We start from the raw sequence: 17,319 nt of genomic DNA, 5'->3' as shown, positions 1-17,319 counted from the left end.
TCACACCCGCCATCACATGCGCGGCGAATGGGTGGCGAAATACACGCCGTGGGGCGAGCGGCCCACCGGTATCATCTTGATCACTTTGCGCGTGGTCAAATCGATCACGGCGACTTTCTTGATCCAGCGCAGGGTCACCCACATGGTCTTGCCATCGGGCGTGATTTCCATGCAGTCCGGTCCGCCCGGCACATTGATGGTGCCCACGTTTTCCAAGGTTTGCTGGTCGATGATGTTTATGGTGTTCGACACGCGGTTCGAGACAAACGTCATGCGCTTGTCACCCAGCGCGCGGAAATTATGCGTGCCGGCGCCCGCCTTGATGCGCTTGACGGTCTTTTGCGTGCGCCAGTCGATCACTTCCACGTAATCGCTGCCCATGATGCCCACCAGCAAATGCTTGCCATCGGGCGTCATCGTGATGCCGGCCGGCGCCGGGCCGACAGGCATGGTCCATTTCACGGTTTGCGTGGCCAGATCGATGGCGCTGACCTGGTTGCTGCCCTGCTGCGTGATGAAGGCCATGCTGCTGTCGGCCGTGAACGCCATGTGGCTGGGCAGTTTTGGCAGCGGGATGCGCTTGGCCAGGGTCAGGTTCTTGCCGTCGTAGCGGTACAGGTCGATGCGGTCCAGGCGCAGCGAATTCGAGATGAACCATTTCTGGTCCGGCGAAAAGCCGATCTGGTAAGGGTCGAGGATGTTGCTGATGCGGCGCTGGATCTGGCCCGACACGGGATCGAGGAAAATCAGCTCGTTGCCGACGGAACTGGCAACGATCAGCGACTTGCCATCCGGCGTTTCCATCAAATGATGCGGTTCCTTGCCGACGGCAAAGGTAGATAGGGGAACATACGTTTTCTGGTCCAGCAGTTGCACCGTAGCATCACGGGAATTGAGCACCACCACCACTTCGGCTTGCGCCGTAGACATTGCGGAAACCAGGCACAGCGAGGAAAAAACAAGGCGGCGTAGACTGCGGAACATGGAAGAAATCACTGTTAAATACAAAACATGCATTTTACGTGGAACACTGTATTTATTGTGTGAAATCCCCCCTTAAATGCGACCGGCAGCCACACATCGCCGTAATTTCCCCTTTTTCCTTGCGCAGGGCATGGAATGGCGCTTTGCAACTCATTGCTCTACAATCTGAAGCTTTCATCGCCTACACAAGGATTATCATGACCACCATCACTACCGCTTCCGGCCTGCAATACATCGATACCGTCGTTGGCGAAGGCGCTGAAGCGCAAGCCGGCAACAATGTTGTCGTGCATTACACGGGCTGGCTGCAAAACGACGACGGCAGCGCCGGTTCGAAATTTGACTCGAGCAAGGACCGCAACGACCCATTCGAATTCCCGCTGGGCGCCGGCCGCGTCATTCAAGGCTGGGACGAAGGCGTGCAAGGCATGAAAGTGGGCGGCAAGCGCCAACTGATCATCCCGGCAGCACTGGGCTATGGCGCACGCGGCGCCGGCGGCGCGATTCCACCGAACGCCACCCTGATTTTCGACGTCGAACTGCTGGGCGTATAAGCACAGACTCTGCAGCGCTCAAGCGATTGCGCCACGCGCCGCCCCTGTTCACTCAGCGGCGGCGTTCTTATTTTGAATGTGTCCTCTAATGCACGGCGCGCTTTTTTCACTATGATGTCAGGCAATGCAGCACGCACGGTGGCCACTCCGCCGGGCCTGCCGCACTTTTTCAGCGATTCCATCAGCACACAGGAGCCATCATGAGTTTACAAGAGCAATTCGAACAAGCGCAGCTCGATTCCAAGACCCTGTCCGAGCGCCCGGACAATATGACCTTGTTGAAAATCTACGCCTTGTTCAAGCAAGCGTCGAGCGGCGACGCCACGGGCGAGCGTCCTGGCATGACCGACTTCGTCAACCGCGCCAAGTTCGACGCCTGGGCGGCGCTGGCCGGCACCTCGAAAGAAGAGGCGCAACAGCAATACATCGACTTGATCGAAGACTTGAAGGACTGATCGTCCCTCCCCTGCCCCGGCGCCTGCCGGGGCAGTATAATTTCTGCATGACACCATCACCAATTTCCAGGGTTTCGCTGGCCCATGCCGCCGACCTGCCCCGTTTGTTCGACGTCTGGCACCTGTCCGTACGCGCCACCCACGATTTTCTTGCCGATGGCGATATCGCCTTCCTGATACCCTTCGTCCGCGATGAGCTGGCCAGAGTGACGGCCGAACGCCTGCTGCACGTGCTGCGCGCCGATGACGGCGTCGCGTATGCCTTCCTGTGCGTCGAGCACGCCAAGATCGAGATGCTGTTCGTGCATCCCGATCTGCGCGGCAGCGGTGCCGGCCGCGCCCTGGTTCAGCATGCCCTCGCCGCCCTGGGCGCCACGGCCGTCGACGTCAACGAACACAATACGCAGGCATATGGCTTTTACCAGCACGTGGGCTTTATCGTGGAAGACCGCTCGGCGCTTGACCCGTTCGGCAAGCCTTTTCCCATTTTGCACCTGAAACTGGCCGAAAACGGCTAAAAACTCACCAAAAATCACCAAAATAGGCGGTTAACGCAAAAGTGGCTACCAAATCGGTAGCCACTTTTTTATACCTGCAAGCGACGCAAACTTACTTTTTTGCCGCCGCCAGCGCTTGCGCGATCCAGCCGTCAAACTTTTGCTGGTGGTACTTGATCCAGCCAGCCGTATGGCGCGCGATATCGGCCTGCGTGTTTTCGCCGCGGCGCATGCGCTCGTTCTGCGCATTGATGTCCGCCACCGGCAGTTGCATCACCTCGAACAGCTTGGCCGCGGCCGGATTTTTCTCCGCCCAGGCCTTGTTGGACACGATGCGCGCCGTGTTGACGGCAAAGCCGTAATCACTGCCATCGTCGAGGCGGGTATTCATCTTGTCCGGATTGGCCGAGAACGGCACTTTCAGCCAGACCACGTCCTTGCCCGGCACCAGCACGCCACTGACCCAGTACGGCGTCCACGTGTAGTACAGGATGGATTCGCCACGCTTGTAGCGCCCCAGGGTATCGGCGATCAGGGCCGCATAGCTGCCCTGCACATGCGTCACCGTGTCGCGCAATTTGTACGCATCCATGTGCTTCTCGATCAGCGCTTCGCAGCCCCAGCCGGGATTGCAACCCGTCAAGTCAGCCTTGCCATCGCCATCGTGGTCGAACAGCTTGGCCAGGGTCGGGTCGCGCAACTGGTCGATATTCGTAATGTTGTACTTCTCGGCAGTCGCCTTATCGATCAGATAACCTTGCGCGGCAGGACCGGCATACTGGCCCGTGCGCAACAGCTTGGCGTCGCCGCCCGCATTGTTATAGAAATCCTTGTGCATCGGATCCCAGTGCACGGCCATGAAGGTGGCGTCGCCATTGGCGATGGCGATGTGCGCCGTCGGGTACTCCACCTCCTTGATCGGCTGCACTTCATAGCCGAGCTTTTCCAGGGCCTTGTCGACCAGCATGGTCTGGAAGGTTTCTTCCGCGATCGAGCTTTGCAGCGGCTGCACCTTGACGCCCTTGCCGGGCAGCGCATCGGCGGCCACGGCCGGCGTCTGCGCCATGGCCAGGCTGGTGGTCAGGGCCATGGCAGCGATCGCCAGGGCGGAAAACAGCTGGAACTTGCGTTGCGATTTTTGCGTCACTTTAAAATTGTCAATTTGATGCATGTAAATCCTTTCTTATTGTGCGTTGGCCAGCGTGGCTTGCTGTTCAACATTATTTTTCTCCGTGTTGCCACGCACCAGGCGCAGCACGAAACCGGCAGGACCCGTCTGGTACCAGTGGCGCACGCCACGGCGTGGCTGGCCCATCGCTTGCGTCAAGCGGTCCAGGGTAATGGCCAGCAGCACGATGCCCAGGCCACCCACGGTTGCCAGACCCATGTCCAGGCGACCGATACCGCGCAATACCATTTGGCCCAGGCCACCAACGGCGATCATCGAGGCGATCACGACCATCGACAGCGACAGCATCAGCGACTGGTTGATACCAGCCATGATGGATGGCATGGCCAGCGGGAATTGCACGCGGGTCAGCAACTGCCACGGCGAGGCGCCATAGGCGCGGGCCGCTTCGATCAGGTCGGGACGCACCTGGCGGATACCGAGGTTGGTCAGGCGCACCAGCGGCGGCAGGGCAAAGATGATCGTCACGATCACGCCCGGCGCATTACCGATACCAAACAGCATCACCACCGGCACCAGATAGACGAAAGCGGGCGTCGTCTGCATGGCGTCCAGCAGGGGGCGCAGGATATTCTGCGCGCGGTCGCTGCTGGCAAGGAAAATGCCCAACGGCAAACCGATGGCCAGACAGAACGCCAGGGAAGTCAACACCAGCGACAGGGTCGTCATGGCTTCCGGCCAGATGCCCAGCATCGACACCACCAGCAGCGCCAGCACGGTGCCGACGGCCAGCGTGCGGCTGGTAAATTGCCACGCCAGCAAGCCGATGATGGCGATCACCGTCAGCGACGGGGCCGCCAGCAGCACGCCTTCCACGCCGTTCAGGGTGCTGTCGATCGGCGCGCGCACGGCCTGGAAGAAGGGACGGAAATGCGCGACGACCCAGCCCAGGCCCTGGTTGATCCAGCTTTCCAGCGGCAGCGAGCCGTCGAAAATCTGTGTCAGGTGAAAGCCGGTCGCATGTTCCGGCTGTACGACAGGCGCGGCGGCGTCCAGCCACGCGGTGCTGGCGTCGGTGGGCGGCGTCAGCGCCCAGGGATTGATCTGGGCGGCCTGCTCAACAACAGGTTCTACTGTGGAAACGGTGCTTGGGTTCATGCTTGTCCTTTCTGTTGTTGTTCGGCGATGGCTGGCGTGTCGCGGTCGAGGAATTTCAGCAAGGTCGTCTTGCTGATGGCGCCGCGGAAGCTGCCGTCATTGGCCACCACAGGGACGGCGTAAGGCAGTTGCGCCACCTGGCCGAACAGGCCGGCAACTGGCTCATCCGCATTGATGGTCTGCACGTCGGGCAAATAGGCATGCACCAGACCCAGCGGTCCCACATGGCCGTCGAGCGCACTGCGCAGCGAATCGGCCGAGACCACGCCGAGGAACTTGCGCTGCGGATTGACGACATACGCAAAGGCGCGATCCTGCTCTTCCAGCATCGACAGCGCGGCGCGCGAGCCGCGGCTCGGCGACTCGGACACGACGATCTGGCTCTTGCGGGCGATATCGCTGGCCTTGAAGACGGCCGCAGCATCAACGCCGCGCACGAAGTTGCGCACATAATCATTGGCCGGTTTGCGCAGGATTTCTTCCGGCGTGCCCACTTGCACCACATGGCCGTCTTTCATGATGGCGACGCGGTCGCCGATGCGCATGGCTTCGTCGAGGTCATGCGAAATGAAGACGATAGTGCGGCGTTTGATTTGCTGCAAGCGCAGCAGTTCCGATTGCATTTCCGTACGGATAATCGGATCGAGCGCGGAAAACGCTTCATCCATCAGCAAAATCGACGGATCGCAGGCCAGCGCACGGGCCAGGCCCACGCGCTGCTGCATGCCGCCCGACAATTCGTCGGGATAGCTGGCGCCGTAGCCGTCCAGGCCCACTTGCTCCAAAGCTTGCTGGGCCAGCGCATGGCGCTCGGCCTTGGGCATGCCGGCCAGTTCCATGCCGAAGGCAGTGTTGTCGAGTACAGTAATTTGCGGCAGCAGCGCGAACGACTGGAACACCATGCTGATGTCCTTGCGGCGCAGGGCGCGCAACTGGGCGTCCGGCAAGGTATTGATGTCGTTGCCGTCGATCATGATGCGGCCGGCGGTCGGCTCGATCAGGCGATTCAGCATGCGCACCAGGGTCGACTTGCCCGAACCGGACAGGCCCATGATGACGAAAATCTCGCCTGCTTCAATGGTAAAGGTGGCGTCGAAAACGCCGATGGTGCAGTCGGTCTTGGCCAGGATGTCCTGCTTGCTGGCGCCCTGACGGACGAGTTCAAGTGCTTCTTCTGGCTTGTCGCCGAACACTTTGAATACATGGTCGATAATGATTTGTTTTGCCACGATGTGGTTCTCCCTCGATTTGACGAATGGAATGAAACCCAGCAAGCTGCTAGCTTGCGGCGGGAATCAGCAAACCCTGTTGCGTCGGCTACGCCACGGCGCAAAAGCGCACGGGAGCGACAGGCAACAGGGGGTGACACGCGTGTGACCAGCGGATGGCCAAAGCCGGTGCCGGGGTGCCGTGTGCGTGCTAAAAGAGGCTGTGGTTCAGGACTTTTAACAACGCTAGCGCCATGCAAATACATGGCACCAAATGTATTTGACCGAAAAAATCGACCAAGCTACTTTTTAACTGGAGGGTGTAAAACCCGAAGAATTATTCACCACTCAGCGAGCGGAGAGTACTGCGAAGCAGAAGGTGAAACGCGGTGTAGCTGTTGTAAATATGACTCAAGTATAACGCAAAAAGCCACCAAAGTCCAATGGCTTTCCAAATAGAAATGTGCTAGCAATGTTCGCCAGCGCACAGTCAGACGTAAAAAAGGCGAAAAGAAACGTGTTTTCATCGTCTTTTCGCCCATCACTGCGACACGCTTCCTAGCACCAAACAGGGCGCCAGACAAGCGAGGGGGAACGCCATCAAACTGACTCGGCAAACACCTTGCGCATCTTCTCGGCAATCTTGCCTTCGATGGTGGAAGCGAAGGCGCTGAGCATGAAGCCCAGCTTGATTTGCAGTTGCGCCTGCTCTTTTTCCAGGGTCAGCGACCCGTCGACGCCGCTGCGCTCGAAACGCAGCACATCGCCATCCCAGGCGCACGCCAGGTCATATTCCTGGGCCAGCTTGTCGGCCACTTGCTGCGCCGCTTCGCGCGCCTTTTCTGCTGTCAGCTTATGTTGCTGAACTATATTTATATCCGCCATCAAACGATCCTTTTATTATAAAAACGGGGGCAATACGGCCAGCATCATACCAGCCACCGTGCGGCAGCCGCGGCCATGGACGGCGCCGGCACGCGGAAAAAAACGCACTTTCCTGCGCAGCACTTGCGCCGCATCAAACCGAAACCTCCGAAGCAGGCCGACTATGGCAATTCCAGTTGCGCATATCTTGGAGAGCTACCATGGACCAGAAAGTCATCGTGCCGGTCGAAGCCGTACTGACCAAATGCGTGTCCCTGCCCGTCGGCTATGTCCCCACCCCATCGGCGTCCTACCGCCTGCACCGCAAGAATGCGCAACTGACCTTGCAGCCGGGCCCGCCACGCGTGCTCGACCCCGTCTCCCGCAAGCTCGAAGCCGTACCGGTCGGTTCGCGCGTGCTGATCTGGAAGCAAGACCCTTCCGTGAGCGAACTGGGCACGCGCAAGACCTTCCTGCCCGGCCTGACCCTGCAAGGCCCGCGCGATGCGCGCATCACCTTTGGCGAGCCGGGCATCGCCCAGGTCAGCCCGAACGCCTTTGGCGACTTCATCGTCTCGCCCAATACCGACCAGTTCGACGCCGTGCACACGTTTGCCATCGTGCGCATGACGCTCACCATGTACCAGCGCGCGCTGGCCAGCAACGGCACGGCCTCGCCCCTGCCCTGGCAATGGAATAGCGCCAGCAATACGGCTCCGCTGCGCGTGTTCCCGCACGGCTTGCCCAATGTCATGAATGCCTACTACAGCCGCAGCGACAAGGCCCTCAAGTTCGGCGACTTCATTCCCAGCGGCGCCACCGAGCGCGTCTACACCTGCCGTTCGCTCGACATCGTCGCGCATGAAGCGGGACACGCCATCCTCGATGGCCTCAAGCCGAACTGGCTGCTCAACAATAACCCGCCGCAGACGGGCGGCTTGCATGAATCGTTCGGCGACCTGACGGCTATCTTCCTGGCCCTGTCGCAGCTGGACCAGGTCGAAGCCGTGATCGCGCAAACCAAGTCCGACCTGCACGATAAAACCTTCCTGGCCGACCTGGCGGAACAATTCGGCCTGGCGCTGGGCCGGCCGAACGGTTTGCGCAACGCCGACAATGACATCAAATTGTCGAAGGCAGGCACGGAAGTGCACGCCATCTCGCAAGTGTTTACCGGCGCCATCTACGACATCCTGGCCGACATCTTTGCCCACGAACGCCAGCCCCAGCTGGAAGACGACGCGGCCGTGCTGCACCGTTGCGGCGACTACCTGCGCAGCCTGGTCTTGCGCGCCCTGGTAGCCGCTCCCGACCACGCAGCCACGTATGCCGATGTGGCCGGCCACATGCTGACCCTGGCGCAAGCCGACGGCTATGCCGCCTACCTGGACTTCATCCGCAACAGCTTTACCGTGCGCGAAGTGCTCAAGGACAATACCATGACGGAGGATGGGCAAATGACCTTTGCTGCAGGCATCGTCGATGACGAGGGAGCCGTGCAAGACAGGCGCGCCTGCTGCGGTACCATGACCCATGCGGAATACAGCGAATCGGATCAATTGCTGGAAGCGGAGCGCGAAGCGTTGGCGGCCTGGTGCCGCAGTTACGCGCCCCGATAAACACTATCCGCCGCTAGCCTGCCAGCACTCAGCCGCAGGCGATGGCATGCCGCACCACGTCCCCTCCACCGTCCACCAGAAGGAGCAGCATGAAAATTTCAGCCCGCAGCAGCGGCGGCTTTGCCGGCCTGAGCGAACAGTACGACATCGATACGCAAGTCCATCCAGCCGGCCCAGGGCTGGAAGCGGCACTGGCCAGCAGCGGCTTTTTCACGCACCCGCAGGCTACGGATGAGCAGGTGGGCGCCGACATCCCCCAATGGCAGATCACCGTCGACGCGCCCACCGCGCGCCGCACCATCACGTTTGCCGAGGATGGCAGTGCAGAAAATGCACGTTGGCAACAGTTACTGACACAAATACGCGCCAGCGCCTGAGTGTTCCGGCACTTATTTTGTGCCGGTCTTGATTTGAGTAAAACAAAAACACCACACGGCAAGCCAGTCCCCCGCCCGCCCCGCACCCTGCCACATCGGGTGACTGTCGCTTTCTTGCCGCGTTCTTCATGGCAACGTCCCGGATAGTCGCTGAATTGCCCGCTCTGCGCGGCTACGGCACTGCCAAAAAATGAATTTGCTTATATGTATTGTATATAAGCGGGATTTGTGAGAAGTAGCGAATTGCCTTAAAATACAATGCTTTGCTTTAGTATGCGCCGCCGAGGTTCCTGCAGGCGCTACAGCACCTCCCCCAAATTGATAGGACTGTTATGACCCACGTTGTCACCGAATCCTGCATCGCCTGTCGCTATACCGACTGCGTCGATGTCTGCCCGGTAGATTGTTTCCGGGAAGGCCCGAACTTCCTGGCGATCGATCCGGACGAATGTATTGACTGCGCCGTCTGCGTGGCAGAGTGCCCGGTGAACGCGATTTTCGCGGAAGAAGACGTGCCAGGCGACCAGCAAGCCTTCATCAAGATCAACGTCGATCTGGCGCGTAACTGGCCTTCGATCACCAAGACGAAGGCTGCCTTGCCGGAAGCCGAGCAATTCAAGGACGTCAAGGACAAGCTCGACATGCTGGTGCGCTAAGCGCACGGCACTTGCCGCGGCCGTTCTTGCGGGGAGATTCCTCTCCGCAAGGGCGTGGCGGCGAAAAAACAGACAAAAAGCAGCGGAAACGCTGCTTTTTTTGCTTTTAAAGCATCGTTGCAGGTCTATCCACGCAAGTGTGGCGTGTTGTCACACCAAAGCGCAAACTGTGAGCCTATGCGCGGTAAAGCACATTTTGTCCTCAACACATATCGTAAAATTGGATTATGATATTTGAGCCGATATTGGCGCTTGGAATTAAACAAGGACTCTATATGCTTTACCAACTGCACGAACTGCAACGCTCTTTCCTCACTCCGGTGATGCAATGGGCAGACATGTCCTCCAAGTTATTTACCAACCCGGTTTCTCCACTGGCCCACACCCCGTTTTCGCAACGCATCGCAGCCGGCTACGAGCTGATGTACCGCCTTGGCAAAGACTACGAAAAACCACAATTCGACATCCAATCCGTTCTCGTCCAAGGCGAGAGCGTCGACATCCGCGAACACGTTGTCGTGACAAAACCGTTTTGCCGCCTGATTCACTTCAAAAAAGAAGCCACTGGCTTGCAACAGCCCAAAGTTTTGCTGGTTGCCCCCCTGTCCGGTCACCACTCGACCCTGCTGCGCGATACCGTGCGCGGCTTGCTGGCCGAGCACGATGTCTACATCACCGACTGGACGGACGCGCGCATGGTACCGCTGACGGAAGGCCCGTTCCACCTGGACGACTACATTTATTATGTGCAAGAGTTCATCCGCCTGCTGGCGCCGGACTTGCACGTCATTTCCGTCTGTCAACCGACCGTGCCCGTGCTGGCCGCCATCTCGCTGATGGCGACAGCCAAAGATCCGCACATGCCAAAAACCATGACGATGATGGGCGGCCCGATCGACCCGCGCCGCTCGCCCACGCAAGTGAACAACCTGGCGACGGAAAAGAAATTCTCGTGGTTTGAAAACACCGTGATCTACGCGGTGCCGCCGAACTACCCTGGCTTTGGCCGCAAGGTGTATCCGGGCTTCCTGCAGCACGCCGGCTTCATCGCCATGAACCCGGGCCGCCACGCGCAAAGCCACCGCGAGTTCTACATGCACCTGGTGACGGGCGACGACGAGCCGGCGGAAGGCCATCGCCAGTTCTACAACGAGTACAACGCCGTGCTGGACATGCCGGCCGAGTACTACCTGGAAACCATCAAAACGGTTTTCCAGGAATTCAGCCTGCCGATGGGCACCTGGAAAGTGGGCGGCCAGCTGGTGCGTCCGCAAGACATCACGAATGTGGCGCTGTTCACCGTGGAAGGCGAACTGGACGACATTTCCGGCGCCGGCCAGACGCAGGCGGCGCATGACTTGTGTTCCGGCATCCCTGCCGAGATGCAGCAAGACTTCGTGGCGCCGAAATGCGGCCACTACGGCATCTTCTCGGGCCGCCGCTGGCGCGAGATTATTTGCCCGAAAATCGGCGAATTCATCCAGAAACATTCCTGACCCGGATCGTTTCAAGCAAAGCGGCACGCCAGCTTATTTTGGCGTGCCGCTTTTTCATGCGCGCCCGATTTTCACCGTCGGGCGCGTGCCGCCATCAATGCGCAGGTGGCCGGCGCAGGCGAAGCTACCCAGTTCAGACTGCACGCGGGCCGGCAAGTTATACGGTGGCAGGGCCGTGTCCAGCGCATCGTGCAAGTTCAACTTGCCCGTGACCTGTGCAATTGCCGCGCGCGCCTGTCACGCTCACGGCATCGAACGGGGCAACAGCCAGCGCGCCGTGTCAGGGACTGGCTGGGGCGGTCGTCAGGCTCTGGTCGAACCGCTTCCAGTAATCGCGCTCCAGCTTGGCTGTGTCGATATCGCGCGCCGCCTCGTTGAAGCGCTTTTGCTGCGCAGCACCTTCCGCGTCGCGCTGGAAGCACACATGCACGGGGCGCTCCTTGAAGACGGTATCGATGATGGCGATGCGCTCCCGCTCGGCCTTGCTGAAGTTGCGGCCCATCAGCAAATGCTGCAGGACATGGCGCTCGATGACGATTACGCGATAACGCTTGATGAGCAGTTTCTTCAGATTCGTCGCGTCGTTCAAGCCCTCTTCCGTCTTCAGCTCGCCGCGCGCCACCATGCCATCGAACTGTTCTCCATTCGAATAGCCGGCCACGGTGCCGATGCGCAGCTTGCCCAGCTCCATCAGGCTGGCGCCGGGCACGCCATCCTCCTTCAGGTAGGCCAGCACACCCTGCGTGCCGCCAACCGGAACAGAAAAGTGGCAGAGTTTTTCCCGTTCGGGCGTGCGCCAGACGGCCAGCAGCCCGGCATAGCGGGGACTGGCCAGGCCAAACTGCATGGCACGCTTCCAGGGAAAATATTCATATCTGACCGTGTAGCCGAGACGCTCGAAGACGCTACTGACCATGGCGCCCGACATGCCATCGGCAGGCAGGCTGTGTGAAATGAAGGGCGGCCAGTCTTCCGCCGCGAAGCGGACGATGCGCGAGCTGGCAGCGCCCGGCGGCGCCATGGGGGAGGTCGCCTGCCCGTTTGCAAGGGCAAGTGTAGAGTGCATGAATAAACAGAAGGGCAAACCAACTGTCCGGAGGAAACGCATGTTTTGCTCCTATGGCTAGGCACACCTTACAGTGCAGGCGCGGCAACAGGACTGGCGTCGGCTTTTTTGATGCTGGTCTGGATAAAAATCATGCTCCCACAAAAAATAGAAATTGCAAAGTTTTTTACTTTCATTTCGATATCACTATGAGAAATAAAATATGCTTGCGCCGCGCCTGCAACAGCCTGCTATTCCACACGCTATTCCCTCTCAGGAAACAGGTTTTTACTTGTGCGCGGCCCAGATGGCCGATAATGACGTTTTACCGTATTGAAGATGACCGTGCCGCATCCCGCCTCCCCCCCACTTGCTGACCAGATCGAAGACTTGCTGCCGCAAACGCAATGCACCAAATGCGGCTACAACGGCTGCCGCCCGTATGCGGAAGCGATTGCCGCAGGCAGCGCCGACATCAACCAGTGCCCACCAGGCGGCGCAGAGGGCATCGTGCGCCTGGCCGACTTGCTGGGCAAAAAAGTCATTCCGCTCAATCCCGTCAACGGCCTCGAACGTCCGCGATCTGTCGCCTATATCGACGAATCGCTATGTATCGGCTGTACCCTGTGCATCCAGGCCTGTCCCGTCGACGCCATCGTCGGCGCCGCCAAGCAAATGCATACAGTGGTCACCGATCTGTGCACGGGCTGCGACTTGTGCGTGGCGCCCTGCCCCGTCGACTGCATCGTCATGTACCCCGTCAGCGGCGACGCCACGGGCTGGGATGCCTGGAGCCAGATGGACGCGGATGACGCGCGCGCGCGCCACGATTTCCGCACGCAGCGCCTGCGCCGCGAAACGCAGGAAAACGACGCGCGCCTGGCCGCCAAGGCCGTCGCCAAGATGCGGGAAGTGACGCAGGAAGTGCCCGTCAAACAAGACGAACAGGCGGAAAAAGAGCGCAAGCGCGCCATCATCGCCGCCGCCATGGAGCGCGCGCGCGCCAAGGCCGCTGCCGCCAGCACGGACACTGTCCAAGCAGCGCCCACCACCCCGAAAAAAGACGCATGAACGCCGCCAAACGCCTGGAAATCTTTACGCGCTTTCGCGCCGCCAATCCTTCGCCAAAAACGGAACTCGACTACACGACGCCGTTCGAGCTGCTGATCGCCGTGCTGCTGTCGGCGCAGGCGACGGACGTGTCCGTCAACAAGGCGACCCGCTTGCTGTATCCGGTCGCCAATACGCCGGCCAGGATACTGGCCCTGGGCGTGGACGAGCTGGCCAGCTACATCCGCACCATCGGCCTGTTCCGCACCAAGGCGAAGAACGTCATCGCCACCTGCCAGATCCTGCTCGATCAGCACGGCGGCGAAGTGCCGCGCGACCGCGCCTCGCTGGAAGCCTTGCCCGGCGTGGGCCGCAAGACGGCGAATGTGGTCATGAACACGGCGTTTGGCGAACCGACCATGGCTGTCGACACGCATATCTTCCGCGTTTCGAACCGTACCGGCATCGCGCCAGGCAAGAATGTCGATATCGTCGAGCAAAAACTGCTCAAATACGTGCCCAAGGAATTCCTGCACGACGCCCACCACTGGCTCATCTTGCACGGCCGCTACACATGCACGGCGCGCAAGCCGCAATGCTGGAACTGCATGATTGCCGACCTGTGCGATTTCAAGGACAAGTCGCCGATGCCGGCCGTGGTGTAGGCAAAAAAACGGCCCGAATAGGGCCGATGGAGTCGCTGCGTAGGTCGGATTAGGCGCAAGGCGCCGTAATCCGACAACATTGTTGGCCTGTGGGGCTGTCGGATTACGCGCGACGCGCTAATCCGACCTACAGCAAGACCATATTGTCGCGATGAATCAGCTCATGGCCTTCCATGTAGCCAAGGATGGACTCGATCTCGGTGGAAGGCTTGCGCATGATGCGGCGCGCTTCGCCGCTCGTGTAGTTCGACAGGCCGCGCGCCACCGGTGCGCCATCGGCATCGATGCAGGTGATCACGGCGCCACGGCCGAATTCGCCGTTCACGCCCGTCACGCCGATCGGCAGCAGGGACTTGCCTTCCTGGCGCAGCTTTTGCACGGCGCCCGCATCCAGCACGACGGCACCGGCCGTGTGCAGATGATCGGCCATCCACTGCTTACGCGCCGTTAATTGTCCCGTTTGTGCCCGCAACTGCGTGCCGATGGCTTCGCCCTGGGCCAGGCGGCTGAGCACGTCGCTGTCGCGGCCCCAGGCGATGATCGTGTGGGCGCCGGACTTGGCGGCGCGCTTGGCGGCGAGGATTTTCGTCAGCATGCCGCCACGTCCCAGGCTGCTGCCGGCGCCGCCGGCCATCGCTTCCAGGGCCGGATCGCCAGCGATGCCTTGCGTGATCAGGTAAGCGTTCGGATCCTTGCGCGGGTCGGCCGAGAACAGGCCGTGCTGATCCGTCAGGATGACCAGCGCATCGGCCTCGATCAGGTTGGCCACCAGGGCGCCCAGCGTATCGTTATCGCCGAACTTGATTTCGTCGGTGACGACCGTGTCGTTTTCATTGATGATCGGCACCACGCCCAGGCGCAGCAGGGTCGTCAGGGTGGAGCGGGCATTCAGGTAGCGTTCGCGGTCGGCCAGGTCGGCGTGCGTGAGCAGTACTTGCGCCGTGCCGAGGCTGTGGGCGCGGAAACTGCTTTCATAGATTTGCGCCAGGCCCATCTGGCCGACGGCGGCGCAGGCCTGCAATTCGTGGATATCGGTAGGGCGCTGCTCGAAACCGAGGCGCAGCATGCCTTCGGCGATGGCGCCGGAACTCACGAGCACCACTTCCTTGCCCAGGGCGCGCAAGCCGGAAATCTGCGCGGCCCAGCGCGCGATGGCGGCATGGTCGAGTCCGCGGCCATCGTTGGTGACCAGCGAGGAGCCGACTTTGATGATGATGCGGGTAGCTTTTTGAATCACGGAATCCATGGGGCGGCGCTCTTCACTTATTAGACGTCAGCGCGCAGGACGCAGCAGCAGCAAGGCCAGCCCCGCCGTCAGCTCGATTGCGCACATGAACAACACAAAACCCTGGGGCAAGCCGAAGCTGATGGCCGCGAACAGACGGCCGGCAGGCTGCGCCAGGACCAACATTGCAGTGATATCGCCGAGGACAGGCGGTTCGCCCTGCCGTGCCGCGAACAGCGCCAGCAGCGCGGTAGCGCCCCAGACACCGACATGAGTAGCGTAGAACTGGCTGTAGCCATTGACGCCATTGAGGAAGATGCCCATGCCGGCCGCCATTTCGTCGGCGAACAGCAGGCAGGCGACCGCGCTCAGCCCGTAAGCATACGCGATCAGATGCAATACACGGCGCTGCCACGCTTGCTTGCGCGCTGGCGCGGCAGCGGCCGACTGTACCGACATCAGGGTAAAGCGCTTAGTCGAGGATCTTGAAACGCGGATCATCCGGGTCGATCGACGAGATACCGCGTGCTTCTTCGGTCATCTGCGTCTCTTCGGCACGGCTTTCGCTGTGTTTCTTCTCTTCCAGATGCTGGTAAATTGCATTCACCAGTTCCGGGCAACCCTGATGGTTCAGCGCGGAAATCTCGAAGACGGGACCTTTCCAGGCGAAACGCTTGAGGAAGTCCTTGACGATCTTCTTGCGCTCTTCTTCCGGCACCATGTCGAGCTTGTTCAACACCAGCCAGCGCGGCTTGTCGACCAGCGACTCGTCGTACTTCTTCAATTCCTTGACCAGCGCCTTGGCTTCCTTGACAGGATCGACGTTGGTTTCAAACGGCGCCAGGTCGACGATGTGCAACAGCAGACCCGTGCGCTGCAAGTGACGCAGGAATTGATGGCCCAGGCCCGCGCCTTCGGAAGCGCCTTCGATCAAGCCGGGAATGTCGGCGATCACAAAGCTCTTCTCGTGCGACACGCGCACCACGCCCAGGTTCGGGTGCAGGGTAGTAAATGGGTAATCGGCAATTTTCGGACGCGCGTTCGAGACGGCCGAAATGAAGGTCGATTTGCCGGCGTTCGGCATGCCCAGCAGGCCCACATCGGCCAGGACTTTCAGTTCCAGGCGCAGTTCGCGGCGTTCGCCTTCCTTGCCCTCGCCTTTTTGGCGCGGTGCGCGGTTGGTCGAGGACTTGAAGTGGATATTGCCCCAGCCGCCTTCGCCGCCCTTGGCCAGCATTTCGGTCTGGCCGTGTTCGGTCAGATCGGCCAGAATTTCGCCGCTCGCGTTGTCGATGATCAAGGTGCCGACCGGCATGCGCAGGTGGATGTCATCGGCGCCCTTGCCATAGCAATCTGCGCCACGGCCAGGCTCGCCATTGCGAGCCTTGTGCATTTTGGAGAAGCGGAAATCGACGAGCGTGTTGATATTGCGGTCGGCGACTGCCCAAATGGTGCCACCCTTGCCGCCATCGCCGCCATCGGGACCGCCGAAAGGCCGGAATTTTTCACGGCAGAAAGAGGCGCAGCCGTTGCCGCCATCGCCCGCGATGACTTCGATTTTTGCTTCGTCGATAAACTTCATAATTTTGCCGCCATAAAACTAAAAAGGCTCTACCTTGGGCAGAGCCTTTCGATTGAAGGCTTGCGCCTTACATCATGCGATCATTGCGGAGCGAACTGGCGCTCCGCGATGAATTACGCTGGTACTGCTGCGTTAGGTACAACGGTCACGAATTGCTTCGAGCCAGCACCTTTGACAACGAACTTCACTTTGCCCGCGATCAGCGCGAACAAGGTGTGGTCTTTGCCCATGCCTACGCCTTCGCCAGCGCGCACTGGGGTGCCGCGTTGACGAATGATGATGCCGCCAGCATTGATAGCTTGGCCGCCGTAGACTTTAACGCCCAGACGTTTTGATTCTGAATCACGGCCGTTTCGCGTTGTGCCGCCGCCTTTTTTATGTGCCATTTAAGACTCCTTGATAGCTGATTAATTCAAACAGCGGCGATTAGCCGTTGATCGAAACGATTTGGATTTCGGTAAAATTCTGGCGATGGCCTTGATGCTTTTGGTAGTGCTTACGACGACGCATCTTGAAAATTTTGACCTTATCATGGCGACCATGCGCCACAACCGTAACCAGTACCGTTGCACCTTCGACCAATGGAGCACCAAACTTGATGCTATCGCCCGCGCCTACTGCGAGAACTTGATCGATGGTGATTTCGGAACCAATGTCTGCCGGTATCTGTTCTACTTTAAGTTTTTCGCCAGCGACAACTTTGTATTGTTTGCCACCGGTTTTTATGACCGCGTACATGATTTGAAACCTCATCA

General features: G+C 59.9%; 21 protein-coding genes. 9 read left to right on the top strand and 12 right to left on the bottom strand.

The genetic code is table 11. The annotated features are described in order from the left end of the window. Positions 1 to 12: 12 nt before the first annotated feature. A complete protein-coding gene (locus ACQ4WS_RS09740) occupies positions 13 to 984 on the bottom strand; it encodes a YVTN family beta-propeller repeat protein (protein ID WP_495542689.1) in 972 nt (323 codons plus the stop codon). Between the two features lie 197 nt (positions 985 to 1,181). Here ACQ4WS_RS09740 and ACQ4WS_RS09735 point away from each other — a divergent pair, with 197 nt between their 5' ends. From ACQ4WS_RS09735 to ACQ4WS_RS09725, 3 genes are all read left to right on the top strand, one after another. Next, positions 1,182 to 1,538, top strand: coding sequence for an FKBP-type peptidyl-prolyl cis-trans isomerase (locus tag ACQ4WS_RS09735; RefSeq protein ID WP_101484045.1), 357 nt, complete (start codon positions 1,182 to 1,184; stop codon positions 1,536 to 1,538). Between the two features lie 200 nt (positions 1,539 to 1,738). Beyond that, positions 1,739 to 1,993 (top strand): acyl-CoA-binding protein, encoded by a 255-nt coding sequence (locus ACQ4WS_RS09730; RefSeq protein ID WP_034782468.1) that lies wholly within the window; start codon positions 1,739 to 1,741, stop codon positions 1,991 to 1,993. A gap of 47 nt (positions 1,994 to 2,040) precedes the next feature. After that, positions 2,041 to 2,511, top strand: a complete 471-nt coding sequence (locus ACQ4WS_RS09725; protein ID WP_436475742.1) for a GNAT family N-acetyltransferase — start codon at positions 2,041 to 2,043, stop codon at positions 2,509 to 2,511. Between the two features lie 91 nt (positions 2,512 to 2,602). Here the strand turns inward: ACQ4WS_RS09725 and proX are convergent, their stop codons facing one another. From proX to ACQ4WS_RS09705, 4 genes are all read right to left on the bottom strand, one after another. Further along, complete coding sequence (gene proX, locus ACQ4WS_RS09720; protein WP_436475740.1) at positions 2,603 to 3,661, bottom strand: glycine betaine/L-proline ABC transporter substrate-binding protein ProX; 1,059 nt, start codon at positions 3,659 to 3,661, stop codon at positions 2,603 to 2,605. A gap of 12 nt (positions 3,662 to 3,673) precedes the next feature. Beyond that, complete coding sequence (proW, locus tag ACQ4WS_RS09715; protein ID WP_436475738.1) at positions 3,674 to 4,777, bottom strand: glycine betaine/L-proline ABC transporter permease ProW; 1,104 nt, start codon at positions 4,775 to 4,777, stop codon at positions 3,674 to 3,676. After that, positions 4,774 to 6,006 (bottom strand): glycine betaine/L-proline ABC transporter ATP-binding protein ProV, encoded by a 1,233-nt coding sequence (proV, locus tag ACQ4WS_RS09710; RefSeq protein WP_436475736.1) that lies wholly within the window; start codon positions 6,004 to 6,006, stop codon positions 4,774 to 4,776. The genes proW and proV overlap by 4 nt, the downstream gene beginning before the upstream one ends. A gap of 579 nt (positions 6,007 to 6,585) precedes the next feature. Beyond that, positions 6,586 to 6,870 carry a polyhydroxyalkanoic acid system family protein gene (locus ACQ4WS_RS09705; RefSeq protein ID WP_436475735.1) on the bottom strand — a complete coding sequence of 95 codons (285 nt, stop codon included), beginning with the start codon at positions 6,868 to 6,870 and terminating at the stop codon, positions 6,586 to 6,588. Between the two features lie 200 nt (positions 6,871 to 7,070). On the opposite strand from ACQ4WS_RS09705, the gene ACQ4WS_RS09700 reads away from it, so the two are divergent. From ACQ4WS_RS09700 to ACQ4WS_RS09685, 4 genes are all read left to right on the top strand, one after another. Next, positions 7,071 to 8,468, top strand: a complete 1,398-nt coding sequence (locus ACQ4WS_RS09700; protein ID WP_436475734.1) for a gluzincin family metallopeptidase — start codon at positions 7,071 to 7,073, stop codon at positions 8,466 to 8,468. A gap of 89 nt (positions 8,469 to 8,557) precedes the next feature. Beyond that, positions 8,558 to 8,845 (top strand): protealysin inhibitor emfourin, encoded by a 288-nt coding sequence (locus ACQ4WS_RS09695; RefSeq protein ID WP_436475732.1) that lies wholly within the window; start codon positions 8,558 to 8,560, stop codon positions 8,843 to 8,845. Between the two features lie 332 nt (positions 8,846 to 9,177). Next, positions 9,178 to 9,501 carry a ferredoxin FdxA gene (gene fdxA, locus ACQ4WS_RS09690; RefSeq protein ID WP_034782458.1) on the top strand — a complete coding sequence of 108 codons (324 nt, stop codon included), beginning with the start codon at positions 9,178 to 9,180 and terminating at the stop codon, positions 9,499 to 9,501. 275 nt (positions 9,502 to 9,776) lie between these two features. Next, entirely contained in the window at positions 9,777 to 10,997 is a 1,221-nt protein-coding gene (locus ACQ4WS_RS09685) for a polyhydroxyalkanoate depolymerase (RefSeq protein WP_436475730.1), read from the top strand. Between the two features lie 54 nt (positions 10,998 to 11,051). Here ACQ4WS_RS09685 and ACQ4WS_RS09680 read toward each other — a convergent pair whose 3' ends face one another. Together ACQ4WS_RS09680 and ACQ4WS_RS09675 are read right to left on the bottom strand one after the other, a co-directional pair. Then, a complete protein-coding gene (locus ACQ4WS_RS09680) occupies positions 11,052 to 11,198 on the bottom strand; it encodes a hypothetical protein (protein WP_436475728.1) in 147 nt (48 codons plus the stop codon). A 79-nt stretch (positions 11,199 to 11,277) separates the two neighbouring features. Then, complete coding sequence (locus tag ACQ4WS_RS09675) at positions 11,278 to 12,018, bottom strand: substrate-binding periplasmic protein (RefSeq protein ID WP_436475726.1); 741 nt, start codon at positions 12,016 to 12,018, stop codon at positions 11,278 to 11,280. Between the two features lie 363 nt (positions 12,019 to 12,381). Between ACQ4WS_RS09675 and rsxB the strand changes: the two genes are divergently transcribed. Both rsxB and nth read left to right on the top strand, forming a co-directional pair. Next, positions 12,382 to 13,113, top strand: a complete 732-nt coding sequence (gene rsxB / locus ACQ4WS_RS09670) for an electron transport complex subunit RsxB (protein ID WP_436475725.1) — start codon at positions 12,382 to 12,384, stop codon at positions 13,111 to 13,113. After that, on the top strand, positions 13,110 to 13,757 hold the full coding sequence (nth, locus tag ACQ4WS_RS09665) for an endonuclease III (protein ID WP_436475723.1): 648 nt from the start codon (positions 13,110 to 13,112) through the stop codon (positions 13,755 to 13,757). The genes rsxB and nth overlap by 4 nt, the downstream gene beginning before the upstream one ends. A gap of 127 nt (positions 13,758 to 13,884) precedes the next feature. Here nth and proB read toward each other — a convergent pair whose 3' ends face one another. The 5 genes from proB to rplU form a co-directional block, all read right to left on the bottom strand. Then, positions 13,885 to 15,003 carry a glutamate 5-kinase gene (gene proB, locus ACQ4WS_RS09660; protein WP_436475721.1) on the bottom strand — a complete coding sequence of 373 codons (1,119 nt, stop codon included), beginning with the start codon at positions 15,001 to 15,003 and terminating at the stop codon, positions 13,885 to 13,887. A gap of 27 nt (positions 15,004 to 15,030) precedes the next feature. Beyond that, positions 15,031 to 15,441 (bottom strand): hypothetical protein, encoded by a 411-nt coding sequence (locus ACQ4WS_RS09655; RefSeq protein ID WP_436475720.1) that lies wholly within the window; start codon positions 15,439 to 15,441, stop codon positions 15,031 to 15,033. 13 nt (positions 15,442 to 15,454) lie between these two features. Further along, positions 15,455 to 16,564 (bottom strand): GTPase ObgE, encoded by a 1,110-nt coding sequence (gene obgE / locus ACQ4WS_RS09650; RefSeq protein ID WP_034754647.1) that lies wholly within the window; start codon positions 16,562 to 16,564, stop codon positions 15,455 to 15,457. Positions 16,565 to 16,677: 113 nt separating this feature from the next. Then, on the bottom strand, positions 16,678 to 16,950 hold the full coding sequence (gene rpmA, locus ACQ4WS_RS09645) for a 50S ribosomal protein L27 (RefSeq protein ID WP_010395157.1): 273 nt from the start codon (positions 16,948 to 16,950) through the stop codon (positions 16,678 to 16,680). 40 nt (positions 16,951 to 16,990) lie between these two features. Then, positions 16,991 to 17,302 carry a 50S ribosomal protein L21 gene (rplU, locus tag ACQ4WS_RS09640; RefSeq protein WP_034754730.1) on the bottom strand — a complete coding sequence of 104 codons (312 nt, stop codon included), beginning with the start codon at positions 17,300 to 17,302 and terminating at the stop codon, positions 16,991 to 16,993. Positions 17,303 to 17,319 lie beyond the last annotated feature (17 nt).

Origin of the sequence: Janthinobacterium leeuwenhoeki, from assembly GCF_051380795.1 — a bacterium.
In the GTDB taxonomy this organism is placed as follows: domain Bacteria; phylum Pseudomonadota; class Gammaproteobacteria; order Burkholderiales; family Burkholderiaceae_D; genus Janthinobacterium.
This window is presented reverse-complemented; position numbering and strand designations above follow the sequence as displayed.

Coding starts and splice junctions, on each gene's coding strand:
- ACQ4WS_RS09740 (WP_495542689.1), bottom strand. CDS start 984: ATGTTCCGCAGTCTACGCCGCCTTGTTTTTTCCTCGCTGTGCCTGGTT.
- ACQ4WS_RS09735 (WP_101484045.1), top strand. CDS start 1,182: ATGACCACCATCACTACCGCTTCCGGCCTGCAATACATCGATACCGTC.
- ACQ4WS_RS09730 (WP_034782468.1), top strand. CDS start 1,739: ATGAGTTTACAAGAGCAATTCGAACAAGCGCAGCTCGATTCCAAGACC.
- ACQ4WS_RS09725 (WP_436475742.1), top strand. CDS start 2,041: ATGACACCATCACCAATTTCCAGGGTTTCGCTGGCCCATGCCGCCGAC.
- proX (WP_436475740.1), bottom strand. CDS start 3,661: ATGCATCAAATTGACAATTTTAAAGTGACGCAAAAATCGCAACGCAAG.
- proW (WP_436475738.1), bottom strand. CDS start 4,777: ATGAACCCAAGCACCGTTTCCACAGTAGAACCTGTTGTTGAGCAGGCC.
- ACQ4WS_RS09705 (WP_436475735.1), bottom strand. CDS start 6,870: ATGGCGGATATAAATATAGTTCAGCAACATAAGCTGACAGCAGAAAAG.
- ACQ4WS_RS09700 (WP_436475734.1), top strand. CDS start 7,071: ATGGACCAGAAAGTCATCGTGCCGGTCGAAGCCGTACTGACCAAATGC.
- ACQ4WS_RS09695 (WP_436475732.1), top strand. CDS start 8,558: ATGAAAATTTCAGCCCGCAGCAGCGGCGGCTTTGCCGGCCTGAGCGAA.
- fdxA (WP_034782458.1), top strand. CDS start 9,178: ATGACCCACGTTGTCACCGAATCCTGCATCGCCTGTCGCTATACCGAC.
- ACQ4WS_RS09685 (WP_436475730.1), top strand. CDS start 9,777: ATGCTTTACCAACTGCACGAACTGCAACGCTCTTTCCTCACTCCGGTG.
- ACQ4WS_RS09675 (WP_436475726.1), bottom strand. CDS start 12,018: ATGGCGCCGCCGGGCGCTGCCAGCTCGCGCATCGTCCGCTTCGCGGCG.
- rsxB (WP_436475725.1), top strand. CDS start 12,382: ATGACCGTGCCGCATCCCGCCTCCCCCCCACTTGCTGACCAGATCGAA.
- nth (WP_436475723.1), top strand. CDS start 13,110: ATGAACGCCGCCAAACGCCTGGAAATCTTTACGCGCTTTCGCGCCGCC.
- proB (WP_436475721.1), bottom strand. CDS start 15,003: ATGGATTCCGTGATTCAAAAAGCTACCCGCATCATCATCAAAGTCGGC.
- ACQ4WS_RS09655 (WP_436475720.1), bottom strand. CDS start 15,441: ATGTCGGTACAGTCGGCCGCTGCCGCGCCAGCGCGCAAGCAAGCGTGG.
- obgE (WP_034754647.1), bottom strand. CDS start 16,564: ATGAAGTTTATCGACGAAGCAAAAATCGAAGTCATCGCGGGCGATGGC.
- rpmA (WP_010395157.1), bottom strand. CDS start 16,950: ATGGCACATAAAAAAGGCGGCGGCACAACGCGAAACGGCCGTGATTCA.
- rplU (WP_034754730.1), bottom strand. CDS start 17,302: ATGTACGCGGTCATAAAAACCGGTGGCAAACAATACAAAGTTGTCGCT.